The organism is Cupriavidus sp. R6-3, assembly GCF_059772245.1.
Window position 1 is genome coordinate 32,759 of the sequence record NZ_JCBAJO010000010.1, and the last position, 20,226, is coordinate 52,984.

The 20,226-nt window shown below is 64.4% G+C and carries 22 protein-coding genes and 1 pseudogene; 13 read left to right on the top strand and 10 right to left on the bottom strand.

What is annotated here, in order from left to right:
* Positions 1-60: 60 nt before the first annotated feature.
* Together AC6EI8_RS03795 and AC6EI8_RS03800 are read left to right on the top strand one after the other, a co-directional pair.
* On the top strand, positions 61-285 hold the full coding sequence (locus AC6EI8_RS03795) for a hypothetical protein (protein WP_149318997.1): 225 nt from the start codon (positions 61-63) through the stop codon (positions 283-285).
* Positions 282-692: a type II toxin-antitoxin system death-on-curing family toxin gene (locus AC6EI8_RS03800; RefSeq protein WP_149318998.1), complete on the top strand. Its 411-nt coding sequence runs from the start codon at positions 282-284 to the stop codon at positions 690-692. Before AC6EI8_RS03795 ends, AC6EI8_RS03800 begins: the two co-directional genes overlap by 4 nt.
* Before the next feature lie 71 nt (positions 693-763).
* Here the strand turns inward: AC6EI8_RS03800 and AC6EI8_RS03805 are convergent, their stop codons facing one another.
* Positions 764-1,084 (bottom strand): nuclear transport factor 2 family protein, encoded by a 321-nt coding sequence (locus tag AC6EI8_RS03805; protein ID WP_226108880.1) that lies wholly within the window; start codon positions 1,082-1,084, stop codon positions 764-766.
* 111 nt (positions 1,085-1,195) lie between these two features.
* On the opposite strand from AC6EI8_RS03805, the gene AC6EI8_RS03810 reads away from it, so the two are divergent.
* The 3 genes from AC6EI8_RS03810 (at position 1,196) to AC6EI8_RS03820 (ending at position 3,521) form a co-directional block, all read left to right on the top strand.
* Entirely contained in the window at positions 1,196-2,137 is a 942-nt protein-coding gene (locus tag AC6EI8_RS03810; RefSeq protein WP_498381308.1) for a LysR family transcriptional regulator, read from the top strand.
* A gap of 171 nt (positions 2,138-2,308) precedes the next feature.
* A complete protein-coding gene (locus AC6EI8_RS03815; protein ID WP_226108878.1) occupies positions 2,309-2,896 on the top strand; it encodes a TetR/AcrR family transcriptional regulator in 588 nt (195 codons plus the stop codon).
* A 121-nt stretch (positions 2,897-3,017) separates the two neighbouring features.
* Complete coding sequence (locus tag AC6EI8_RS03820) at positions 3,018-3,521, top strand: hypothetical protein (RefSeq protein ID WP_498381309.1); 504 nt, start codon at positions 3,018-3,020, stop codon at positions 3,519-3,521.
* 91 nt (positions 3,522-3,612) lie between these two features.
* On the opposite strand, the gene AC6EI8_RS03825 is transcribed toward AC6EI8_RS03820, so the two are convergent.
* A complete protein-coding gene (locus tag AC6EI8_RS03825; protein WP_226108876.1) occupies positions 3,613-4,521 on the bottom strand; it encodes an AraC family transcriptional regulator in 909 nt (302 codons plus the stop codon).
* A gap of 255 nt (positions 4,522-4,776) precedes the next feature.
* Here AC6EI8_RS03825 and AC6EI8_RS03830 point away from each other — a divergent pair, with 255 nt between their 5' ends.
* The 5 genes from AC6EI8_RS03830 to AC6EI8_RS03850 all read left to right on the top strand — a co-directional run bounded on the left by AC6EI8_RS03830 (position 4,777) and on the right by AC6EI8_RS03850 (position 10,403).
* Positions 4,777-6,156, top strand: a complete 1,380-nt coding sequence (locus tag AC6EI8_RS03830; RefSeq protein WP_149319002.1) for an NAD-dependent succinate-semialdehyde dehydrogenase — start codon at positions 4,777-4,779, stop codon at positions 6,154-6,156.
* Between the two features lie 60 nt (positions 6,157-6,216).
* Positions 6,217-7,101: a LysR substrate-binding domain-containing protein gene (locus AC6EI8_RS03835; protein WP_265632503.1), complete on the top strand. Its 885-nt coding sequence runs from the start codon at positions 6,217-6,219 to the stop codon at positions 7,099-7,101.
* 142 nt (positions 7,102-7,243) lie between these two features.
* Positions 7,244-8,461, top strand: coding sequence for a CaiB/BaiF CoA transferase family protein (locus AC6EI8_RS03840; protein WP_265632504.1), 1,218 nt, complete (start codon positions 7,244-7,246; stop codon positions 8,459-8,461).
* A 38-nt stretch (positions 8,462-8,499) separates the two neighbouring features.
* Positions 8,500-9,327: an enoyl-CoA hydratase-related protein gene (locus AC6EI8_RS03845; protein ID WP_226108939.1), complete on the top strand. Its 828-nt coding sequence runs from the start codon at positions 8,500-8,502 to the stop codon at positions 9,325-9,327.
* Between the two features lie 89 nt (positions 9,328-9,416).
* Complete coding sequence (locus AC6EI8_RS03850; RefSeq protein ID WP_226108868.1) at positions 9,417-10,403, top strand: Bug family tripartite tricarboxylate transporter substrate binding protein; 987 nt, start codon at positions 9,417-9,419, stop codon at positions 10,401-10,403.
* A gap of 222 nt (positions 10,404-10,625) precedes the next feature.
* Here the strand turns inward: AC6EI8_RS03850 and AC6EI8_RS03855 are convergent, their stop codons facing one another.
* Positions 10,626-11,519 (bottom strand): NAD(P)/FAD-dependent oxidoreductase, encoded by an 894-nt coding sequence (locus AC6EI8_RS03855; RefSeq protein WP_226108866.1) that lies wholly within the window; start codon positions 11,517-11,519, stop codon positions 10,626-10,628.
* A gap of 86 nt (positions 11,520-11,605) precedes the next feature.
* Between AC6EI8_RS03855 and AC6EI8_RS03860 the strand changes: the two genes are divergently transcribed.
* The gene (locus tag AC6EI8_RS03860; protein WP_265632505.1) at positions 11,606-12,253 is read left to right on the top strand and encodes a TetR/AcrR family transcriptional regulator; all 648 of its coding nucleotides are present in this window, start codon (positions 11,606-11,608) and stop codon (positions 12,251-12,253) included.
* Positions 12,254-12,355: 102 nt separating this feature from the next.
* Here the strand turns inward: AC6EI8_RS03860 and guaA are convergent, their stop codons facing one another.
* The 3 genes from guaA to guaB all read right to left on the bottom strand — a co-directional run bounded on the left by guaA (position 12,356) and on the right by guaB (position 16,279).
* Positions 12,356-13,975, bottom strand: a complete 1,620-nt coding sequence (guaA, locus tag AC6EI8_RS03865) for a glutamine-hydrolyzing GMP synthase (protein ID WP_149319012.1) — start codon at positions 13,973-13,975, stop codon at positions 12,356-12,358.
* Positions 13,950-14,564: a hypothetical protein gene (locus AC6EI8_RS03870; RefSeq protein ID WP_498381310.1), complete on the bottom strand. Its 615-nt coding sequence runs from the start codon at positions 14,562-14,564 to the stop codon at positions 13,950-13,952. The genes guaA and AC6EI8_RS03870 overlap by 26 nt, the downstream gene beginning before the upstream one ends.
* A gap of 251 nt (positions 14,565-14,815) precedes the next feature.
* On the bottom strand, positions 14,816-16,279 hold the full coding sequence (guaB, locus tag AC6EI8_RS03875; protein ID WP_149319014.1) for an IMP dehydrogenase: 1,464 nt from the start codon (positions 16,277-16,279) through the stop codon (positions 14,816-14,818).
* Positions 16,280-16,415: 136 nt separating this feature from the next.
* Here guaB and AC6EI8_RS03880 point away from each other — a divergent pair.
* Positions 16,416-17,375: pseudogene (locus tag AC6EI8_RS03880) on the top strand (DMT family transporter); the annotation flags it as partial.
* Positions 17,376-17,542: 167 nt separating this feature from the next.
* Here AC6EI8_RS03880 and AC6EI8_RS03885 read toward each other — a convergent pair.
* A complete protein-coding gene (locus AC6EI8_RS03885) occupies positions 17,543-17,911 on the bottom strand; it encodes an RnfH family protein (protein ID WP_498381312.1) in 369 nt (122 codons plus the stop codon).
* Complete coding sequence (locus tag AC6EI8_RS03890) at positions 17,898-18,335, bottom strand: type II toxin-antitoxin system RatA family toxin (RefSeq protein ID WP_226108858.1); 438 nt, start codon at positions 18,333-18,335, stop codon at positions 17,898-17,900. The genes AC6EI8_RS03885 and AC6EI8_RS03890 overlap by 14 nt, the downstream gene beginning before the upstream one ends.
* 227 nt (positions 18,336-18,562) lie before the next feature.
* Between AC6EI8_RS03890 and smpB the strand changes: the two genes are divergently transcribed.
* On the top strand, positions 18,563-19,015 hold the full coding sequence (gene smpB / locus AC6EI8_RS03895) for an SsrA-binding protein SmpB (RefSeq protein ID WP_006579356.1): 453 nt from the start codon (positions 18,563-18,565) through the stop codon (positions 19,013-19,015).
* Positions 19,016-19,075: 60 nt separating this feature from the next.
* Here smpB and AC6EI8_RS03900 read toward each other — a convergent pair whose 3' ends face one another.
* Together AC6EI8_RS03900 and AC6EI8_RS03905 are read right to left on the bottom strand one after the other, a co-directional pair.
* Positions 19,076-20,008 carry an SPFH domain-containing protein gene (locus AC6EI8_RS03900; protein WP_226108856.1) on the bottom strand — a complete coding sequence of 311 codons (933 nt, stop codon included), beginning with the start codon at positions 20,006-20,008 and terminating at the stop codon, positions 19,076-19,078.
* 56 nt (positions 20,009-20,064) lie between these two features.
* The coding region (locus AC6EI8_RS03905) for an NfeD family protein (protein ID WP_498381315.1) at positions 20,065-20,226 on the bottom strand (162 nt) is incomplete at its 5' end.

Here is a 20,226-nt window from a genome sequence, read left to right on the forward strand (position 1 = left end):
TAGTGTCGTCACGGCGAAGGCATCGTGCCGATATACTCCGGCAATACGACGGAGCTTCAAATGAGCAAGGTCTCCCTATCCAAATACAACGTCCCTATCAAGGAACGAATCAAGGTCACTAGCGCGCCCAGCCCCGACAAGGTCGCACCAAGCACGAAGACCGAACATTCGCTTGATGGGCGCATCGTCGTGATCGAGAACGCTGACTCATCCACCGTTCAGGAAGCCGCTCGCAAGGTCATCCAGAAACATCACGAAGTGATCAAGCGCCTCGCCAAGCGATGAACAAAGGTTTCATCTCGATCACTGCAGATCAGGTACGTGAGATTCACGACCTGATTCTCGAGACCGAGATCGGGCTGGCCGGCGAGCACCCGGGATATCTGGAAGGTGCGCTCCATCGCGTCGCCGCTGCACAGTTCTATGAAGGCGTCGATGACCTCTTCGATCTGGCGGCTCACTATGCGAGGGCCATTGGCCAAGGGCACTGCTTCGTGGATGCCAACAAGCGGACAGGTCTTGTCACATGCCTGACGTTTCTCGAACTGCATGGCGTCACCGTGCAGAAGAACGATGACCTCGAAGACGCCATGGTGGATCTGACCACGAGAGATCTCGGGCTGTCCGATTTCGCCACCCTTCTATTCTCGTTGGCTGAGTACGCCGACAGCAGCGAGTCGGCAGGAGGATAAAAAGGCCTCCCGGGAGGCCGTTTCTTCGCTGCTCCGCCCGCAGCTCCTACGTGAACGCTGCAACCCGGGCATCAATGAATCCGAAGCCCGACGATCTTGTCGCCCTCCACGGTAAAGAGAAATTCCAGCGTAATCGGACTGTTCGGGAATTCGCCGGACACCCTCGCACGGACGGCGATCTCGTCGCCTGTGCGCGACATCTCGATCGGCTCGGCGACGTGGCGATATTTCGCCTTGGCCGCCAGCCACCACGCGCGTATCGCGCCGACGCCCTGATGCCGTGTGCCCTCATCTTCAAGCACCGCATCAGTCGCGAAGGCCCGTGCGATGGCCTCGGCATCGTTGCCCCTGTCCGCCTCGAAATACGCGTTCACAACGGCCGGAATATTCATCGTTTCACTCCTGTTCCTGCTTGCTGGCAAAGTTCGGGATGAAGTTTAGGGCTTGACCATTGTGCAGACAAAGAAGATAAAACCGGATGCCATGATGAAAAATTCGGGACAATGGAACGGACCTCCCTTCAAGACCTGGAAGCCGTCATCGCGATTGCGCGCCGTGGAACGTTCCGCGCAGCCGCGATCGATCTCGGGATATCGACGACGGCGCTGAGCCATGCCATTGGCAAGCTCGAGGCGAATCTCGGCGTTCGCCTGTTCGATCGCACTACCCGCAGCGTCTCGCTGACGGATGCCGGTCGGCAATTCGTCGGCAACGTTGGGCCTGTGCTGCAGGATATGCAGGGCGCGTTGGCGGCCGTGGGCTCGCAACGCGAAACGCCTGCCGGGACGCTACGGATCAATGCCGCCGCATTTGCAGCGCGGGAGATCATTTCCCCGCTGGTGTTGGAATTCCTCCGCCGCTACCCGGAGATGAACGTCGACCTGGTCACCGAAGGCCGATTGGTGGATATCGTCGCCGAAGGCTTCGATCTCGGCGTGCGGGTCGCCGACCTCGTGCCGAGCGACATGATCGCCGTTTCACTCGGACGGCCTCAACGCTATGCCGTCGTGGGTTCACCCGTGTACTTCGAGAATCATCGGAAGCCTCGCATCCCTCCCGATCTGCTGAAGCACCAATGCGTGCGTGTACGGCTGCCCGACGGGACGCTGTATCGGTGGCGATTCGAGAAGGCCGGCGAGACGGTGCAGGTGGACGTGCGCGGCCAGATCACGCTCGACGAAGCGAGCCTCGCGCGGGCCGCGGTCATCGAGGGTATCGGCCTGGGCTTTTTCATGGAGCAGGACGTGCTGGCCGACATCGAGGCAGGACGCCTGGTTCGCGTGCTGGCAGATTGGACGCCGCCATTGCCGGGGCTTTGCCTCTACTACCCCGGCCGGCGCAATCACTCCGCCGGCATGAAGGCATTCCTCGCGTTGGCTCGCGAGGTGGCGGATCGGGAGCGGAACCGGCACTCCCCAGCTCGGCGAGGCGGCCAACGCCGCTGAATAGGCGTCCCGTTGTCGCACGCGTCATCCCATGCCGGGTGGGCGAAAAGCCTTGACAACACAACCGACCAACTAGTAGATTGGTCAAAACGTTGAATGCAAAGCACAGCATCCCGGCAGCCGAATCAGCGATGTCTTGCATGCGTATTCCACCATCCAGCCCTATTGCCGATGAATATGGAACTTTCCCCCCGCGCGAGCGAAATCGCCGAGCATACGAAGCAATTGCTCGCCGCCGGCGGTTATCACGGATTCAGTTATGCGGATCTGTCCGAGCGCGTGCATATCGGCAAGCCGAGCATCCATCATCATTTTCCGAGCAAGGCGGACCTGGTCCTGACTGTGGTCAGGCTGCACCGGGCGCAGGCAGTGCAAGGTATGGCCGCGCTCGATCAACAGATCGGCGATCCGCTGGCGCGGCTGGCGGCCTATATCGATTACTGGTCCCGGTGCATAGGCGATGGCACCTTGCCGATATGTATTTGCGCGATGCTTGCCGCCGAATTGCCCATGATCCCGCAAGAGATCGCGCATGAGGTGCGAGCCTATTTTGGGGACCTGACCGCATGGCTGGCAACGGTCCTTGAAGCCGGTGCCGCGAAAGGACAATTCCATCTGCGCGATACCCCGCTTGTCGAGGCACAGACGTTCATGTCCACGGTGCACGGCGCCATGTTGACCGCACGGGCTTTCGATAATCCCGAGGCATTCGCCTCCGTCTCGCAAGCGGCGATCCGACGGCTGACCGGGGCGAATTGACCGCTGTTTTGTACCGGCCGCGAGCCGGCTATTTTTTCACTGCGCTACCGACCAACTAGTTGGTTGCCATGCGCGTGGAATCCCGTTGTTTCAACCCGTGGTTTGAAGGAGCCATCGTCCTATGCCGCATCCGATTTCCGCCCTGGGGTCCGGGCACACCCTGATCAGCATCGTCCCCGTCATCGCTGGCCTCTATAGCTTCGCGCGCCACTGCAGGATCGACAGCGCCACACACGCCGGCAAGACTTACCTCGTTGGGCTGGTGCTATCGGTACTGACGTCATTCGGGCTGTCCAGCACCGGAGGCTTCAACGCCGGCCATGCGCTGGGCATCCTGGCGCTGCTGGCCATCTCCGGCGCGCTGTTGCTGCCCCGAATTCCGGTCTTGACCCGCGCCCAACCCTACCTGTCCCAGTTCGGTCTCACGTTCAGCTTCTTCCTGCTGCTCGTACCCGGAATCAACGAGACGCTGACGCGACTGCCCGCCGCCCATCCTCTTGCCGACGGCCCGCAATCGCCTGTGGTGCGCGGCGCGCTGGCCGCGTGGTTGATCGTCTTTGTGATCGGCTCCGTGTTGCAGGCCTGGTGGATGCGATCGCAACGCCGGCGCGCGCCATTGGCCTGATCCGGCTACGCGGCCTCTCGGGGGCCGCGGCCGTCGCCGCATGCTTGCACGCCAAGCGCCGGACCGCTCGCAACAAGCGCGATCAGTAGCATCAGTGCGATGACACAAACGGCGAGCCAGCATGCGGGGGCGGCACGGCAAATTCCGCCTTCATCCGCTTGACCTCTTCGACAGGACTTCGCCCGAACAGGCGCTTGAATTCCCTGCTGAATTGCGAGGGGCTGTCATAGCCGACTTCGGCACTGGCGGCTGCCGCGGTCATGCCACTGCGGACCATATGCAGGCGAGCCTGATGCAACCGTATCGACTTCAGGTACTGCACCGGAGACGTCCTGGTGACGGCCTTGAAGTGAGCGTGGAAGGCAGGAACGCTCATCCCTGCTTCGCGCGCCAGCTGCTCGACGCTGACGTCGACATGGAAAGACGCATGGATCCGGCGCAACGCTCGCGCAATCTTGCCGAACTGTCCATGCATGGACAGCGCGGCGCGCATCGACGCCCCTTGCTCCCCGGTCAACACATGGAAGTAGATCTCGCGCAGCAGCGCCGGGCCAAGAATTTGGGCTTCCAGAGGCCGGCTCATCGCCTCAAGAAATCGAACCAGCGATTCGCATAGCCGGCTGTCCATCGGGCTGGACATCATGCCTCTGGGCTCGGTCGGTTCCATGCCGCCATGCTGGTCGATCTGCAACATCAAATCGGCGGCGAGCTTGAAATCGAGATGCATGTAGATCGCCAGCAGCGGCTCGGTTTCGCTGGCGTCCGTTTCCATGGTGAATGGCACCGGCACCGAAACGGCCAGGTAATGCCGATCGTCGTACAGGTAAATCCGATCGCCGAAATACCCGCGTTTCCTGCCCTGGCAAACGATCACGATTCCGGGATCGTAGAGCACCGGCACCGCTTTCAATGGGCGGTTGGAACGCAGGAATCGGACATCGGGCAACGCCGACAGGTTATATCCTTCGCGCGGCGCGAGCGCTGCCAGCATGGACACCATCCGCTGTACCAACATCGCCTGGCTTGGCGCCTCGCTTTTGCCAGATCGAGCCATGGCTTGAATCCCTTGTCTGCATTGCGGCGTAGCTTACCAGCACCTTTGCCGGAATTCTTGCCGCTCATAGGATCAGGCAAACATCAGAGACCCGTTGCCATGGAGTCATGCGCAGCTTGATTCCATTATTCAATCCGCAGCGCCAGGCCGCGTCGTGGTGACGCGGCGCGCATTGCTATCAACTGGAGCGGTGGAACTCTCATGATCGACGTACTCAACCCTGCAGACGGATCGCGCGTCGGGGCCGCGCCCCACATGAACGGCGCGGCGGTAAAGGCGGCAATAGACAGGACCTGCGGCGCATTTCCGGCATGGTCGCGCAAACTCGCCAGGGAACGCAGCGAGCTGCTTCGCCGCTGGTTCGAACTCGTCAGGGACGACAAGCAGGTCTTTGCCGAATTGATGGTCAGGGAAAACGGCAAGTGCCTTGCCGAAGCACTGGGCGAAATCGACTACGGGCTCGGCTTTATCGAGTGGTATGCCGAGGAAGCCAAGCGGGTCTATGGCGACACCATCCCGTCCCACGCGAATGATGCCGCCGTGATGGTCATCAAAGAGCCCGTTGGACCGACTGCGGCCATCACGCCGTGGAATTTTCCCTTCATGATGATCACGCGCAAAGTCGCGACGGCACTGGCGGCGGGCTGCACCATGGTCATCAAGCCCTCCGAAGAAACGCCGCTGACCGCGTACAAGCTGCTCGAGTACGCGCGCAAGGCGGGCATTCCGGAGGGCGTATTCGAAATGGTCACCGGCAACCCGCAAGAGATCGGTGCGCTCTTTACCAGCGACGACCGGATCCGCAAGATCTCGTTCACCGGCTCCACCGCCGTCGGCAAACTGCTGGCCGAGGCCAGCGGGCAGGCGTTGAAAAAGATGACACTGGAATTGGGCGGCAATGCGCCTTTCATCGTCTTCGATGACGCCAATTTGGACGACGCCGTAAGCGGCCTGATCGCCGCCAAGCTCCGAAATTCCGGCCAGGTCTGCATTTCGCCAAACCGCATCTACGTGCAGGATGGCGTCTACGATCGCGTCGTCGCCGCCGTGGTGGAAAAAGTCTCCCAATTCCGCGTGGACCAGGGATTGCAGCCGGAATTCGTCGTCGGGCCACTGATCAATCAAGCGGGCTTCGACAAGGTCGTTCAGCTCGTCGAAGACACGAAGCGGCGCGGTGGCAAAGTTCTGCTCGGCGGCAAACCGCACGAGAAAGGCGGACTGTTCCATGAACCCACCGTCCTCACCGATCTCGATGACGATATGCCGATTGCCCATACCGAGATCTTCGGACCGGTCTTCCCCTTCTATCGCTTCCGTGATGAAGCCGAAGTCGTGAGCAGAGCCAACGACACCGAATACGGACTCGTGGCCTATGCCTGCACGCGCGATCTCGGCCGAGCCTTTCGCTTGTCCCGCGATATCGAGGCGGGCATGGTGATCCTGAATTCCGGTTCGGTGGGCACCGCCTCGGTGCCATTCGGCGGGGTCAAGCATTCGGGCTACGGGCGCGAAGGCAGCTACTACGGGATCGAGGAGTATGTCGAGGTCAAATACGTGCTGATGGCCGGACTGGCGTCCTGACTCCACGGGGGACAGGGCGTTATAGTGACGACCACTCAGCGTACGCCTCCTGTTACTGCCATGGTCCGTCGCGCCCTGCTTCCCCCACTGAATCCGGCCCGAGCATTCGAAGCCACCGGGCGGCTGCTCAGCATTTCCAAGGCCGCCGATGAGTTGTGTGTCACGCCCGCCGCGGTCAGCAGGCAGGTACGCGCGCTGGAGAGCTACCTCGGAACGCCTCTGTTCGTCCGCGTCCACGGCGGGCTGGAATTGACGCCGGCCGGCGCGCGTTACCTTTCCGACCTGATACCGCTGTTCGAGACATTGCGGGAAGCCACCCTGGCGGTGACCAACAGCAGCCCTGGCCGGAACACCTTGCGGATCAGATCGCCCGCCACGTTCGCGGTGCGCTGGCTGATCCCCCGGTTGGCGAGCTTTCACCAGCTGCACAAGGACATCGACGTTCAGCTCATGACCTCGTTCGCGCCGTTGGACTTCGAGCGCGAGGACATCGACGCAGGCATACAACTGGGCGACGGGCGTTGGCCGGGAATGCGAACGCTGCAGCTGGTTCGCAACGAGCTTGTTCCCGTCACCTCGCCTGCCGTGCGCCTGACGCACAAGAAGCAGTTGGCCACGCAGACCTTGCTCCACTCGATGGCGCGCCCCGACGACTGGATGCTATGGCTGCGCGCGGCAGGCTTGCGCAACGTCAGTCCTACCCATGGCATGAAATACGAGACATCGTTGCTTGCCTATCAGGCGGCAATCGAAGGGCATGGCGTGGCCATCGCGCAGAAGGCATTGATCGAGAAAGAGCTGGCGGACCAGACGCTGGTGGCGCCACTCGGTCAGACGCTCGATCGCGGCGACTACACATACTACTTCGCGTGGCCGACGGGCAAACCGCAGTCAAGCGCATTGCGCGCATTTCGCGATTGGCTGGCCACTCTCGTAGCAACCTGATCCGCCCGGGCGATCCCCTTTACAAAAAGTCAAAGCGTACGGCCCATAAAGTCGATTGCCGGCCCGGGTCCCCCTGCCTATTCTGCCCGCATGACAACTGATCGCGGCCACCAGCGAGGCCGTGTCATCCGGGAGGCAGGATATGTTGAAGCGCAGCTTGCGAGGACTGCGGGTCGTCGATTTTTCGCATGTCCTCGCGGGACCCGTTTGCACCATGATGCTTGCCGACATGGGCGCCGATGTCATCAAGGTCGAACCGCCCTGTGGCGAATTGGGGCGGCAGATCGGCCCACCCTGGATAGCGGGTGAAAGCGCGGTGTACCTGAGCGTCAACCGCAACAAGCGCGGCATCGCATTGGACCTGAAATGCGCGGATGGCCGCGAAGTTGCCCGTCGCCTGATCCAGGGCGCGGACGTGGTGGTCGAGAACTTCAGGCCGGGCGTCATGCAGGCATTGGGCCTGGACTATGACACGGTCGCTCGCAGCAACCGCAAACTGGTGTACTGCTCGATCTCCGCCTATGGCCAAACCGGGCCGATGCGCGATCGCGCCGGTGTGGACGGAATCATCCAGGCCGCCAGCGGGCTGATGAGCACGCTTGGCACCGCGCACAGCGAGCCCATGAAGGTCGCGATCCCGGTCGCAGATATGGTGGCTGGCTATCTGGCGACGATCGCCGTCCTTGCCGCGGTCAACGCTGCCCGGCAAGGCGGCCAAGGCGAGTACCTCGACATCAGCCTGTACAACGCGACGCTGATGCTGCAGCAGATCGGCTACGCATCGTACTTCGCCACGAACGCGCTGCCTGCGAGGACGGGCAGCGCAGCCCCGTACGCGGCGCCCAATGAAGCGTACCAGACGCGTGATGGCTGGATCATGGTCGCTGCCTACCACCCGAAGCGTTGGCAAGCACTATGCGCAGTCCTCGGAGCGCCTGACCTCGAAAACGACCCGCGCTTCGCCGGCAATGCTGACCGCGTCGCACACCGCGACGCGCTGCGCCAGGTACTGACGCCGTTGTTCCAGCAGCGCACCACCGAAGCATGGATGCAGGAATTGGCCGCGCACGACATCTTGTGTGCGCCCGTTGCGAGCTACCAGGAGGTGCTGCGATCCCCTCAGTACGCAGCCAGCGGCCTCGACAGCTGGGTTGACCACCCGCTCGCCGGCAAGGTGCGCATGCCCGGCTTCGCGCCGGGGCCTGCCCACGCGGCCAGTGCAGAGGATCGCGATATGCCCGCGCCTACCCTGGGCCAGCATGGTCCCGATGTCCTCGAGGAATGCGGTTATACGCGGCCTGAAATCGACGCCATGCGCGAGCGCGGCGTCCTCGTCGTTCACCACACCACATCCACATGACCCAGGATACGTCGATGAAATCGGAAGAAGCCCGCGCAATGCGCCCCTCCAACGCCCTGCCCGACACGCTGGTTCGGCAAGACATCGGCGAAGGCGTCCTCACATTGAGCCTCAATGACCCTGGCACGGGCAACGCCATGTCGGTGGCCATGGCCGAGGCGCTTGCCGAAGCCCTTGAGGCCGCCAATCGCCTGCCAGACGTCCATTGCGTACTGCTGCGCTCCACCGGCGAGTATTTCTGCACCGGCGGCAACGTCAAGGACATGGAGAGCGGATCGGATCTGATGCAGGGTTCCGCGACGCAGGTCCGGGCGCGGCTGAAAGCCACGTTGCACCGAATCACCCATGCCCTGCAGGCACTGCAGGTGCCGTCGATCGCCGCGGTCAACGGGGCAGCGATCGGGGCGGGTTGCGACCTGGCGCTGATGTGCGATCTGCGCGTCGCGAGCGAGCGGGCCACCTTCGCCGAGAGCTTTCTGCGGCTGGGCCTCGTGTCCGGCATCGGCGGCGCGTGGTTCCTGACCCGGCTGGTCGGAACGGCAAAGGCGCTGGAACTGACGCTGACCAGCGAATTTGTCGATGCGCCTACGGCCTTGCAGCTTGGCATGGTGTCCCGTGTCGTTTCGCCCGAGGCGCTGGACGAAGTCAGTACCACCATGGCGCGCCGGATCGCATCCAGCCCGCCCCAGGCCCTGCGCATGGCCAAGCGCCTGGTATTGGACGCGGCCGAAACGACGCTGCCCGTGGCGCTGGAGACTGCGGCCGCGATGCAGGCGATCCTGCTTTGCGGTGACGAGCACAAGGCTGCCGTGCGGGATTTCCTGGGGCGCCGCGCACGACGCCACCTCTACCCGCAATCCCGCTGAAGGCGCAGCTACGGCGCTCGCTCGGGACAGGTGCATGGCACGGTGAAGCCGCTCGCACGCCGCGTCCCATATAACAGGAGACAAACACCATGATCCGGACCACAACACGCATCGCCCGTCTGGCAGCCGCGATGGCATCGGCGGTCATCGGCCTGGCCTGCGCCATATCGGCACGGGCGGCCGACTTTCCGGAAAAGCCGATTACCTTTGTCGTGCCGTTCGGCGCCGGCAGCGCGACCGATCTGCTCGCGCGCGCCCTGTCGGCGTCGACGGCACAGCAGACCGGGAAGGCCGTCGTCGTCGAAAACCGGCCCGGCGCCAGCGGCATGATTGCCGCACAGCATGTTGCCCGCGCCGCCGCGGACGGCTACACCGTGCTGATTACGACGAACACGACGCAAGCCGCCAATCCCCACCTTTTCAAGAAACTGCCCTACGACCCGATCGCGGATTTCCTGCCCTTGACGGGATTGGGGCGTGGCGGTCAGGTGCTCGTCGTGCGCGCCGACGCGCCTTTCCGCACCGTCGACGATCTGCTGCAGGCAGCCAGGAAGGCGAGAGGAAAACTGAGCTTCGGCAGCGGCAATTCCTCCAGCCGAATGGCGGGCGAAATGCTCAAGCAGCTGACCGGTACGGACATCGTCTGGGTCGGATACAACAGCAATCCAAACGCCCTGAACGATCTGCTCGGCGGTCATATCGACATGATGGTCATCGACACGGTCACCGGCCTGTCGCAGATCAGATCGGGCAAACTCCGCGCACTTGGCGCGTCCACCCGGGAAAGGCTGCCCGAGCTTCCGGACATACCGACCCTGGATGAGGCCGGCATCAAGGGCTACGACATGGGGTACTGGTTCGCCGCCTACGTGCCGGCAGGAACGCCCGCCCCCGTTGCCGCGAGGCTGCGACAGCTACTGATTACGGCGGTCGGCAGCGCGGGAGCGCGCGCCTTCTTCCGCAATTCCGCGACACAGCCCTGGACCACGACGGCCGCGGAGCTGCGCGCGTTTCAGAATGCCGAAATCCAGAAATGGGGCCGTGTCGTCAAGGGGGCCGGGATTGAGCCGGAGTGACGGCCGTTCGTAATCTGCCGGAAGCATGGCGGCCGACGGCCCGGGACTACCGCCGGCGGTTCGACCGCTTCAACCTCGTGGACGACTACCGGAGGAATGACGGACCGCCGTCCAGGGTAGTCCGTCATCGCTGGAGCTGCTCAACCAGCTACCCGTCGATCAAGACAAGGACGATCCGAACCGATGCGAAGGCGCGTATCGTCTCGAGCCAACCCTGTGCTCTCAAGTCACCATCGATTGCTGGGCGAAGATACCGGCCATCGCGCCCTGCCATGATGCCGTGGTGACCGAGTGCATCAGGGGGTTGGCGAGGTCGCCCGCGGCGTAGACGCCGGGCATGCTTGTTTCGCGGCGCTCGTCGACTTTGAGGGCGATGCCCAGGGGCGTATCGACCGTGGCAAGGCCCAGCGATTCATGCAGGCTTGCGGACGGCTTGTTGCGCGGATGCGCGAACAGGATGTCGACCGCGACATTGGCGCCGGCATCGAGTTTGACGGTGGTGTTATGGCTCTCGTCATGGTCAATTTCGGTGATCCGGCCATCGACGACAGGTATATTGCGGTGCGCCAGATCGGCCCGGATATCGGGTGAAAGGTCGTGACCATTGGCGAAGACCGTCAACGTGTCGGTCCAGTCCTGGTACAGCCTGACATGGTTGTGCGACGGCGGGCCGGACCAGACGAGGCCCCAATGCCGGCCGGCGACTTCAAAGCCGTCGCAATAGGGGCAAGGCACGACGGACGTGCCCCAGCTTTCGGCAAAGCCCGGAACATCAGGCATCTGGTCCGCGACGCCATAGCTCAGGATCAGGCGGCGCGCCGCAAGGCTTTCGCCATCGCCAGTGAGGACCGAGAAATCGTCGATGGCGCCGGAGACGCTCTCGGCCCGGGCACTGACCAGCCTGATCGTGGGATAACGCATCAGCTGCTGCCGCGCCTCGGCCAGGATGTCGAGCGGTGGCTTGTGATCGTGGCCCAGCAGGCCATGCGAGTGGTCGGCGAAGCGATTGCGCGGCAGGCCGGTATCCAGAACGGTGACCTTGCGGCGGGAACGGCCGAGCTGCAGGGCGGCGGCGAGCCCGGCAAAGCTGCCGCCGATGATGATGACGTCATTCATGGTGATGGGCTCCGTGCTTGACCATTTACGATACTTAATGGTATCGTAATGCACGAATTTGAATACTGTCAAGTACTGGAATTGTCGTGACCGAAAACAACCAGGGCCGGCGCGGGCGGCCCGCCAACGAGGCGCTTGGCCAAACGATCGTCGACGCCGCGTGCGAACTCTTTGTGGAATTGGGTTTTCAGGCGACGACGATGGACAAGGTCGCCCAGCGCGCGAAGATATCCAAGCTAAGCATCTATCGGCACTTCGAGAACAAGGAGGCGCTGTTCAGCGCGGCCATCGCGGCCCGCTGCCATCAGTTCGCACCACAGGCCCTTCTTGAAGGCGTCGACGGTTCGGCCGAAGACCAGCTGATGGCGGTGGGATCATCCCTGCTCCGCACGCTGCTGAACCCGGACGTGCGCAGTGTCGAAGCCATGATCATGGCCGACAAGACGAATCAAAAGTCGTTAAGCAAGCGCCATTACGAAGCCGGCCCCGCCCATGTCATCGCCCAAATCGAGGCCCTGTTGCGTCAGTTGCACGCGAAGGCGGTACTGAACGTGCCCGATCCTCTCCGGTCCGCCCGCTTGTTTGCCGCGCTTTTCAAGGGATCCGATCTCCTGCTCATCGCACGCTTCGATGAGGCGAGAGCACAGGACGACAACGAAATCGAATCCTATTGCCGGTCGGCTGTCGCCATGTTCATCGCCGCGCACGGTGGCAACGACCACGAGAAGGGTTGAGCTTGCTGGACAGTGTCGGGCTGAGAATGAAAAAAGCCCGCGGTTACGCGGGCTTCGGTGTGTCTTGGCGGTGCGTGGTGCAGACCAGCTCTGAACGCTGGTTCACTCCCACTCGATCGTCGCCGGCGGCTTCCCCGAAACGTCGTACACGACCCGGTTCAAACCCCGCACTTCGTTGATGATCCGATTCGAGCAGCGGCCCAGCAGCGCGTACGGCAGATGCGCCCAATGCGCGGTCATGAAGTCGGTGGTCTGCACCGCGCGCAGCGCGACGACGTAGTCGTAGGTGCGGCCGTCGCCCATCACGCCGACCGACTTGACCGGCAGGAACACGGCGAAGGCCTGGCTGGTCAAGTCGTACCAGCTCTTGCCGACTTGGTCTTCGGTACACAGGCCTGCGGCGGCGTCCTGCGCCGTGGCGATGGTGCCGCGCAGCTCTTCGATGAAGATCGCGTCGGCGCGGCGCAGCAGGTCGGCATATTCGCGCTTGACCTCGCCGAGAATCCGCACGCCCAGGCCGGGGCCCGGGAACGGATGGCGGTAGACCATTTCCGGCGGCAGGCCAAGTTCGACGCCGAGTTCGCGCACTTCATCCTTGAACAGGTCGCGCAGCGGCTCTAGCAGCTTCAGGCCCAGCGTCTCCGGCAGGCCGCCGACGTTGTGGTGGCTCTTGATGGTGGTCTGCTTTTTGGTCTTGGTGCCGCCGGACTCGACCACGTCGGGGTAGATCGTGCCCTGGGCCAGCCACTTGGCGCGGGTCAGCTTCTTCGCCTCGGCCTGGAACACCTCAACGAATTCGCGGCCGATGATCTTGCGCTTCTGCTCGGGATCGGTGACGCCGGCCAGATGGCCGAGGAACTGTTCCGAGGCGTCGATGTGCACGACCTTGGCGTGCAGGCGGCCGGCGAACATCTCCATCACCAGCTTGCCCTCGTCCTGGCGCAGCAGGCCGTGGTCGACGAACACGCAGGTCAGCTGGTCGCCGATCGCGCGATGGATCAGCGCCGCAGCCACCGACGAATCGACGCCGCCGGACAGGCCGAGGATCACCTCCTCGTCGCCGACCTGCTCGCGGATCCTGGCCACCGCCTCGGCGATATGGTCGCGCATGACCCAGTCGGGGCTGGCACCGGCGATCTTCAGCACGAAACGCTCCAGCATTTCGCGACCCTTGACCGTGTGCGTGACCTCGGGGTGGAACTGCACGGCGTAGTAGCCGCGCGCTTCGTCGGCCATGCCGGCGATCGGGCAGCTCGGCGTCGACGCCATCAGCTTGAAGCCCGGCGGCAGTTCGGTAACCTTGTCGCCGTGGCTCATCCAGACCTTCAGCATGCCGTGGCCTTCCGGCGTGACGAAGTCCTGCACGTCCTTCAGCAGCTCGGTATGGCCGTGCGCGCGGACCTCGGCGTAGCCGAATTCGCGGGTATCGCTCCACTCGACCTTGCCGCCCAACTGCACGGCCATGGTCTGCATGCCGTAGCAGATGCCCAGCACCGGCACGCCCAGGTCCCACACCGCCTGCGGCGCGCGCAGCTGATGGTCCTCATAGGTGCTGGCGTGGCTGCCCGACAGGATGATGCCCTTCGGCGCGAACTCGCGCACGAATTCGTCCGACACGTCGTTCGGATGGATCTCGCAATAGACGTGCGCCTCGCGGACGCGTCGCGCGATCAGCTGCGTAACTTGCGAGCCGAAATCAAGGATGAGGATTTTGTCGTGCATGATGGGGAGCGATTGACGTGTCGACCGGTTCGACATCGGTCACCACTTCGGTGCCGGGACCGTAGCCGGGCGGCGGCGTGATGACCGGCTCGCGCCGGACTTCGGGGGATGGGGTTGGGTGAATGGTCGGCGCAGCGGCCGCGGGACGGTTGGCCGCCGCCAGTTCAGCCTCGCGGCGCAGCAGTTCCTCGCGCTCGCGATTGCGGATGCGCTTGGCCAGCGGAATCTGCACCAGCGCGAAGAAGGCCAGCATCGCGGCCAGCAGTGCTAGCCAGATCCGGCCGGCGCCCTGCACCGGCAGATCGAAGAAGATCAGCCAGGCCGCGATCAGCACCGCGCTGGCCAGATTGACCGGCCCGGCCATGCGTGCGACCGGAACCGTCAGCTGGCCGCGGAACGCCGCCTGGGCCAACAGCCAGGCGAAGCCGAGCAGCGCCATGCCGAGCAGCTGGCCGTACAGCGCCGGCTGCGGCTGCGGCAGTTGCAACGCGGCATAGAAGGTGGCGAACGGCGCGAGCAGCAGCACGGCGCCGAGCGCGAGGTCGAACAGGGCATCGAAGAACAACACGGCGCGGAGCAGGACCTTCATCGATTCTCCTTGGCGGACTGACGTCGATTGATTCCGACTGATTCCCGACTGACGAGCGGACCAACAATTTGGCGGACCGACAACTGAAACCGCGAAAAACCAGCGGGCCGGTCAGCATCGCCGGCCGGCCCGCGTGTTACGCGTGCAATGCGCGGCCCGGATATGACGCGCGGCTGCACCGCCTTCAGGCCGTGCAGCCGCGCGTCACTGGCATCGCGAATGGCGCGGCGTTCGCCGGTCAGTCGCTGACGTCAGTCGATATGGTAGTTCGGTGCTTCCTTGGTGATCTGCACGTCGTGGACATGCGACTCGCGCATGCCGGCCGCCGTGATCTGCACGAACTGCGCATTCTCGTGCCATTCGGCGATCGAGCTGCTGCCGCAATAACCCATCGAGGCGCGCACGCCGCCGGTCAGCTGGTGGATGATGGCCATCACCGAGCCCTTGTAGGGCACGCGGCCTTCGATCCCTTCGGGGACCAGCTTGTCGACGTTGGCGGTGTTGTCTTCCTGGAAGTAGCGATCGGCCGCACCGTCCTTCATCGCGCCGACCGACCCCATCCCGCGGTAGCTCTTGAACGAGCGGCCCTGGTACAGGAACACTTCGCCCGGCGCTTCCTCGGTGCCCGAGAACATGCCGCCCATCATCACGGTGTGCGCACCGGCTGCCAGCGCCTTGGCGATATCGCCCGAGTAGCGGACGCCGCCATCGGCCACCAGCGGCACGCCGGTACCGGCCAGCGCCTCGGCCACGTTCGACACCGCGGTGATCTGCGGCACGCCGACGCCGGCGACGATACGCGTGGTGCAGATCGAGCCCGGGCCGATGCCGACCTTGACGCCGTCGGCGCCATGCTCGACCAGCGCGCGGGCGGCCTCGCCGGTGGCGATATTGCCGCCGATCACCTGCACGTGCGGGAAGTTGTCCTTGACCCAGCGGACCCGGTTCAGCACGCCCTGGCTATGGCCGTGGGCGGTGTCGACCACGATCACGTCGACGCCGGCCTTGACCAGCAGTTCGACACGCTCGTCGTTGTCCGGGCCGACGCCGACCGCCGCGCCGACGCGCAGCTGGCCATGGTCGTCCTTGCTCGCCAGCGGGTGCTCGACCGCCTTCTGGATGTCCTTGACGGTGATCAGGCCGCGCAGCTGGAAGGCGTCGTCGACGACCAGCACGCGCTCCAGGCGGTGCCGGTTCATCAGGCGCTTGGCCTCGTCCAGGCTGGCACCCTCGGCCACCGTGACCAGCTTCTCGCGGGGGGTCATCTTGGCGCGCACCGGGGCGTCGAGTTCTTCCTCGAAGCGCAGGTCGCGGTTGGTGATGATGCCGACCACGGTCTTGCCTTCCAGCACCGGGAAGCCCGAAATGCCGTGCTGCTGCGACAGCGCGATCACGTCGCGGATCTTCATGTCCGGCGAAATGGTGATCGGATCACGCAGCACGCCCGATTCGAAGCGCTTGACCCGCGCGACTTCCCGGGCCTGGTCGGCTGGCTTCAGGTTCTTGTGAACGATGCCGATGCCGCCCGCCTGCGCCATGGCGATCGCAAGGCGCGCTTCCGTCACGGTATCCATGGCGGCGGAAACCAGCGGAATGTTCAATTCGATCGAGCGGGTCAGGCGGGTGCGGAGGGAGACATCCCGGGGGAGGACGGCCGAGTAGGCCGGCACGAGCAGCACATCATCGAACGTGAGTGCTTTCTGGACAAGACGCATAGCGATTCCTCTAGGCGCAAAATCGAATTATACAGGAACCGCCCTTTGCATGACGTCCGCGTGCGCGGAAACTGCCGGGCCAATGCTATGCTTTGAGGCTTTTCTGAGCGGAGGCGCGTCCAGCGCGGCAAAACGGATGGGAATCGGCGTACTGTGCGGCCTGCTGGCCGGCGCGTTCTGGGGCATGGTGTTCATCGCGCCGAAACTGCTGCCGGTGTTTTCGCCGTGGGAACTGGCGATCGGCCGCTACCTGGCCTACGGGCTGGTGGCCGCGGTGGCGGCGGCGCCGCTGATGCGCCGCATCGCCCGCAAGCTGACCCGCGCCGACTGCATCGCCCTGCTGCGCCAGGCCTTCACCGGCAACCTGCTCTACTACGTGCTGCTGGCTTTCGGCGTGCAGCTGGCCGGGGTCGGTCCGACCTCGCTGATCATCGGCATCCTGCCGATCTCCGTCACCGTGATGGGCCGGCGCGACCACGGCGCGGTGCCGCTGTCGCGGCTGCTGCTGCCGCTGCTGGTGGTCGCGGTCGGCATTGCCTGCATCAACCTGGACCTGTTCGGCGGCGGCGGACACGGCGCCCACGGCGCGGCGGCCGCCGAGGCGGCGCGACCGGTGTGGCAGAAGCTGGCCGGCGTGGTCTGCGCGGCCGGCGCGCTGGTCTGCTGGACGCTCTACGCCGTCGACAATGCCCGCTACCTGCAGCGCAATCCGCAATACAGCGGCAACGAATGGTCGGCGCTGTACGGGCTGTCGACCGGCATCGTGTCGGCGCTGCTGGCGCTGGTCGGCTGGCTGCTGTTCCGCGATGTGCTGACCGCCCCGGGCAGCGGGCGCGACTGGCAATGGTTCTGGTGGGTCAATGCGGCGGTGGCGCTGGGCGCCTCGCTGATCGGCAACAACCTGTGGAATATCGCCAGCCGGCGGCTGCCGCTGACGCTGTCGGGCCAGATGATCGTGTTCGAGACGCTGTTCGCGCTGGCCTACGGCTTCCTGTACGAGCAGCGCTGGCCGCGGCCGCTGGAGCTGGCGGCGATCGTGCTGCTGATGATCGGCGTGGCGTGGTCGGTGCGGCTGCATGCGGGGGACAAGGCCGCGGGGCCGGCACCGGGTGCCGGTGAGCCGGCAAGCGCCGAAGCCGGCGAAACCGCCGAATCGGGCCAGGCCGGCAAACGGATCGCTTAGGGCCGGGTCAGGACCGACCGGATTGGGACCGACCGGATTGGGCTGGCTTGGGCGGCTTTTCGCCCTCGCCTGCCGACGGTTCAGCGCCCCACCGCCTCGCTGTCGCCGCCGCCGCGCATCCACTTCTGCCCTTCCCGCGTGCCGGCCTCGCGCGCCTTCTGCACGCGGCGCCGTCGCGCCGTCCTGGGATCGGCCACCAGCGGCCGGTAGAGCTCGATGCGATCGCCCTCGCGCACCGCCGTTTCCAGCGTCTTGAGCTTGCCGAAGATGCCGACGCGCAGTGTCGCCGGATCGAGCTCCGGATGGGCCGCCAGCACGCCGCTGGCCTCGATCGCAGCAGCGATCGTGCTGCCGGCGGGCAGTTCGATCTCCTTCATGAACACCGCGTCCGGCTTCGCATGGCAGACCGCCACGCGGACGGTCGCCCCGCCCGGCTCAGCTATTGCCATAGACCACCTCCGCGCGCTTGACGAAGGCGTCGACGAAGGTATTCGCGATCATGCTGAACACCGGCCCGATGATCTTCTCGAGGATGATGCTGGAGAACTCGTAATGCAGATGGAATTCGATCTTGCAGGCGTCCTCGCGCAGCGGAATGAAATTCCAGTAGCCGTTGAAGGTCTTGAACGGACCATCGGCGAAATTCATGGCGATGCGGGTCGGCCGATGCTGCGTATTGCGGGTATGGAAATACTGCTTGATGCCGTTGAAATGGATATGCAGCTTGGCGTCGAGCAACGTCTCGGTCTGCTCGAACACTTCCACGCCGCCGCACCAGGGCAGGAACTTGGGATAGTCCTCGACGCGCGTGACCAGGTCGTACATTCGCTCGGCCGAATAACCGAGCAGCACGGTTTTATGGACGTCTGCCATGAGTTGACGGTTCTGGGCCGATGGCTGTCCACGGGCGACAACCGGGGCCGGTCTGTTTGCTAGAATCCGGATTTTAGCCGACGCGCGCCTGCCCTGGCGCACCCTCCGGCCGGAACGCCGCCATCGGCCGCGGCGCCAGTCATCGTACCAGCGGCCGCCACCGGCGGTCGCCAAACCGGCGGGGCCCGCAGCACGGCGCCGCCGCACCCTACCATCCACCACCACGCATGACCATCGCAGACAACAAGAAGGCCTTCTTCGACTATTTCATCGAGGAGCGATACGAAGCCGGCATCGTGCTCGAAGGCTGGGAGGTCAAGGCAATCCGGGCCGGGCGCGTGCAGATCAAGGAAGGCTATGTGGTGGTGCGCGACGCCGAGCTGTTCCTGATCGGCGCGCATATCAGCCCGCTGCAGAGCGCCTCCACGCACGTCAAGCCCGATCCGGTGCGCACCCGCAAGCTGCTGCTCAAGGCCGACGAGATCCGCAAGCTGATCGGCAAGGTCGAGCAGCGCGGCTATACGCTTGTGCCGCTGAACCTGCATTACACGCGCGGCCGCGTCAAATGCGAGATCGGCCTGGCCAAGGGCAAGAAGCTGTTCGACAAGCGCGAGACCGAGAAGGACCGCGACTGGCAGCGCGAGAAGGCGCGGATCATCAAGAGCGGCGGCAAGGAATAAGTCCCGCCGCCGGTCCTCTCCTCGGCCCTGCCGGGCTAGCCTGGCTTGTCGCTGAATCGGCTAGCCCGCGCTCTTCTGGCTTTTGACGATCTGCAGCGCCGACGCCACCATCGAACTCATTTCGCCCAGGTTGCCCGGCACGATCAGCGTATTGCCGGTCTTGGCCAGATTGGCAAAGGCGCTCACGTATTCCTCGGCGACCTTCAGGTTCACCGCCTCGACGCCGCCCTCCGCGCGAATCGCGCGGCCGATCTTCTCGATCGCCTGCGCATTCGCCTCGGCCACCGCCAGAATTGCCGCGGCCTCGCCCTGCGCCTGGTTGATCGCCGCCTGGCGTTCGCCCTCCGACTGCTGGATCGCCGCCTCGCGCGCGCCCGAAGCCAGGTTGATCTGCTCCTGCCGGCGCCCCTCCGAGGCCGCGATCAGCGCCCGCTTCTCGCGCTCGGCCGTGATCTGCGCCTGCATCGCATGCAGGATCTCCTTCGGCGGCGTCAGGTCCTTGATCTCGTAGCGCAGCACCTTGACGCCCCAGTTCGAGGCCGCCTCGTCCAGCGCATTGACGATGCTGTGGTTGATGAACTCGCGCTCCTCGAAGGTCTTGTCGAGTTCCATCTTGCCGATCACCGAGCGCAGCGTGGTCTGCGCCAGCTGCGTGATCGCGACGACGAAGTTGCTCGAGCCGTAGGACGCCTTCATCGGGTCGGTGACCTGGAAGTACAGCACGCCGTCGACCTGCAGCTGCGTGTTGTCCTTGGTGATGCAGACCTGGCTGGGCACGTCGAGCGGGATTTCCTTCAGGATGTGCTTGTAGGCGACGCGATCGATGAACGGCAGCACCACGTTGAGCCCGGGCGTCAGCGTCGCGCGATATTTGCCCAGGCGCTCGAGCACCCAGGCGTGCTGCTGTGGCACGATCTTGAAGCTCTGCGCGAGCAGCACGATCACGGCAATCAGGACCAGGAGAGGCAGCACGCTGCCGGCGACGTCTAGCATGGGGACTCCATCGGTTGCTTGAAGGGAAAACGAAGGCGGTGCTGCCCCGCGGCAGCCTAGCGCGGCACCACGACCAGCGTATTACCGCGGACCTCGACGATGCGATAGCGGCCCGGCAGGGCCTCGCCGGGCGCGCCCAGCTCGACCTGCCACTGCGCGCCGCGATACGGCACCCGGGCACGCCGATCGGCGCCCCACGCAGGTACATCGAGCTCCTG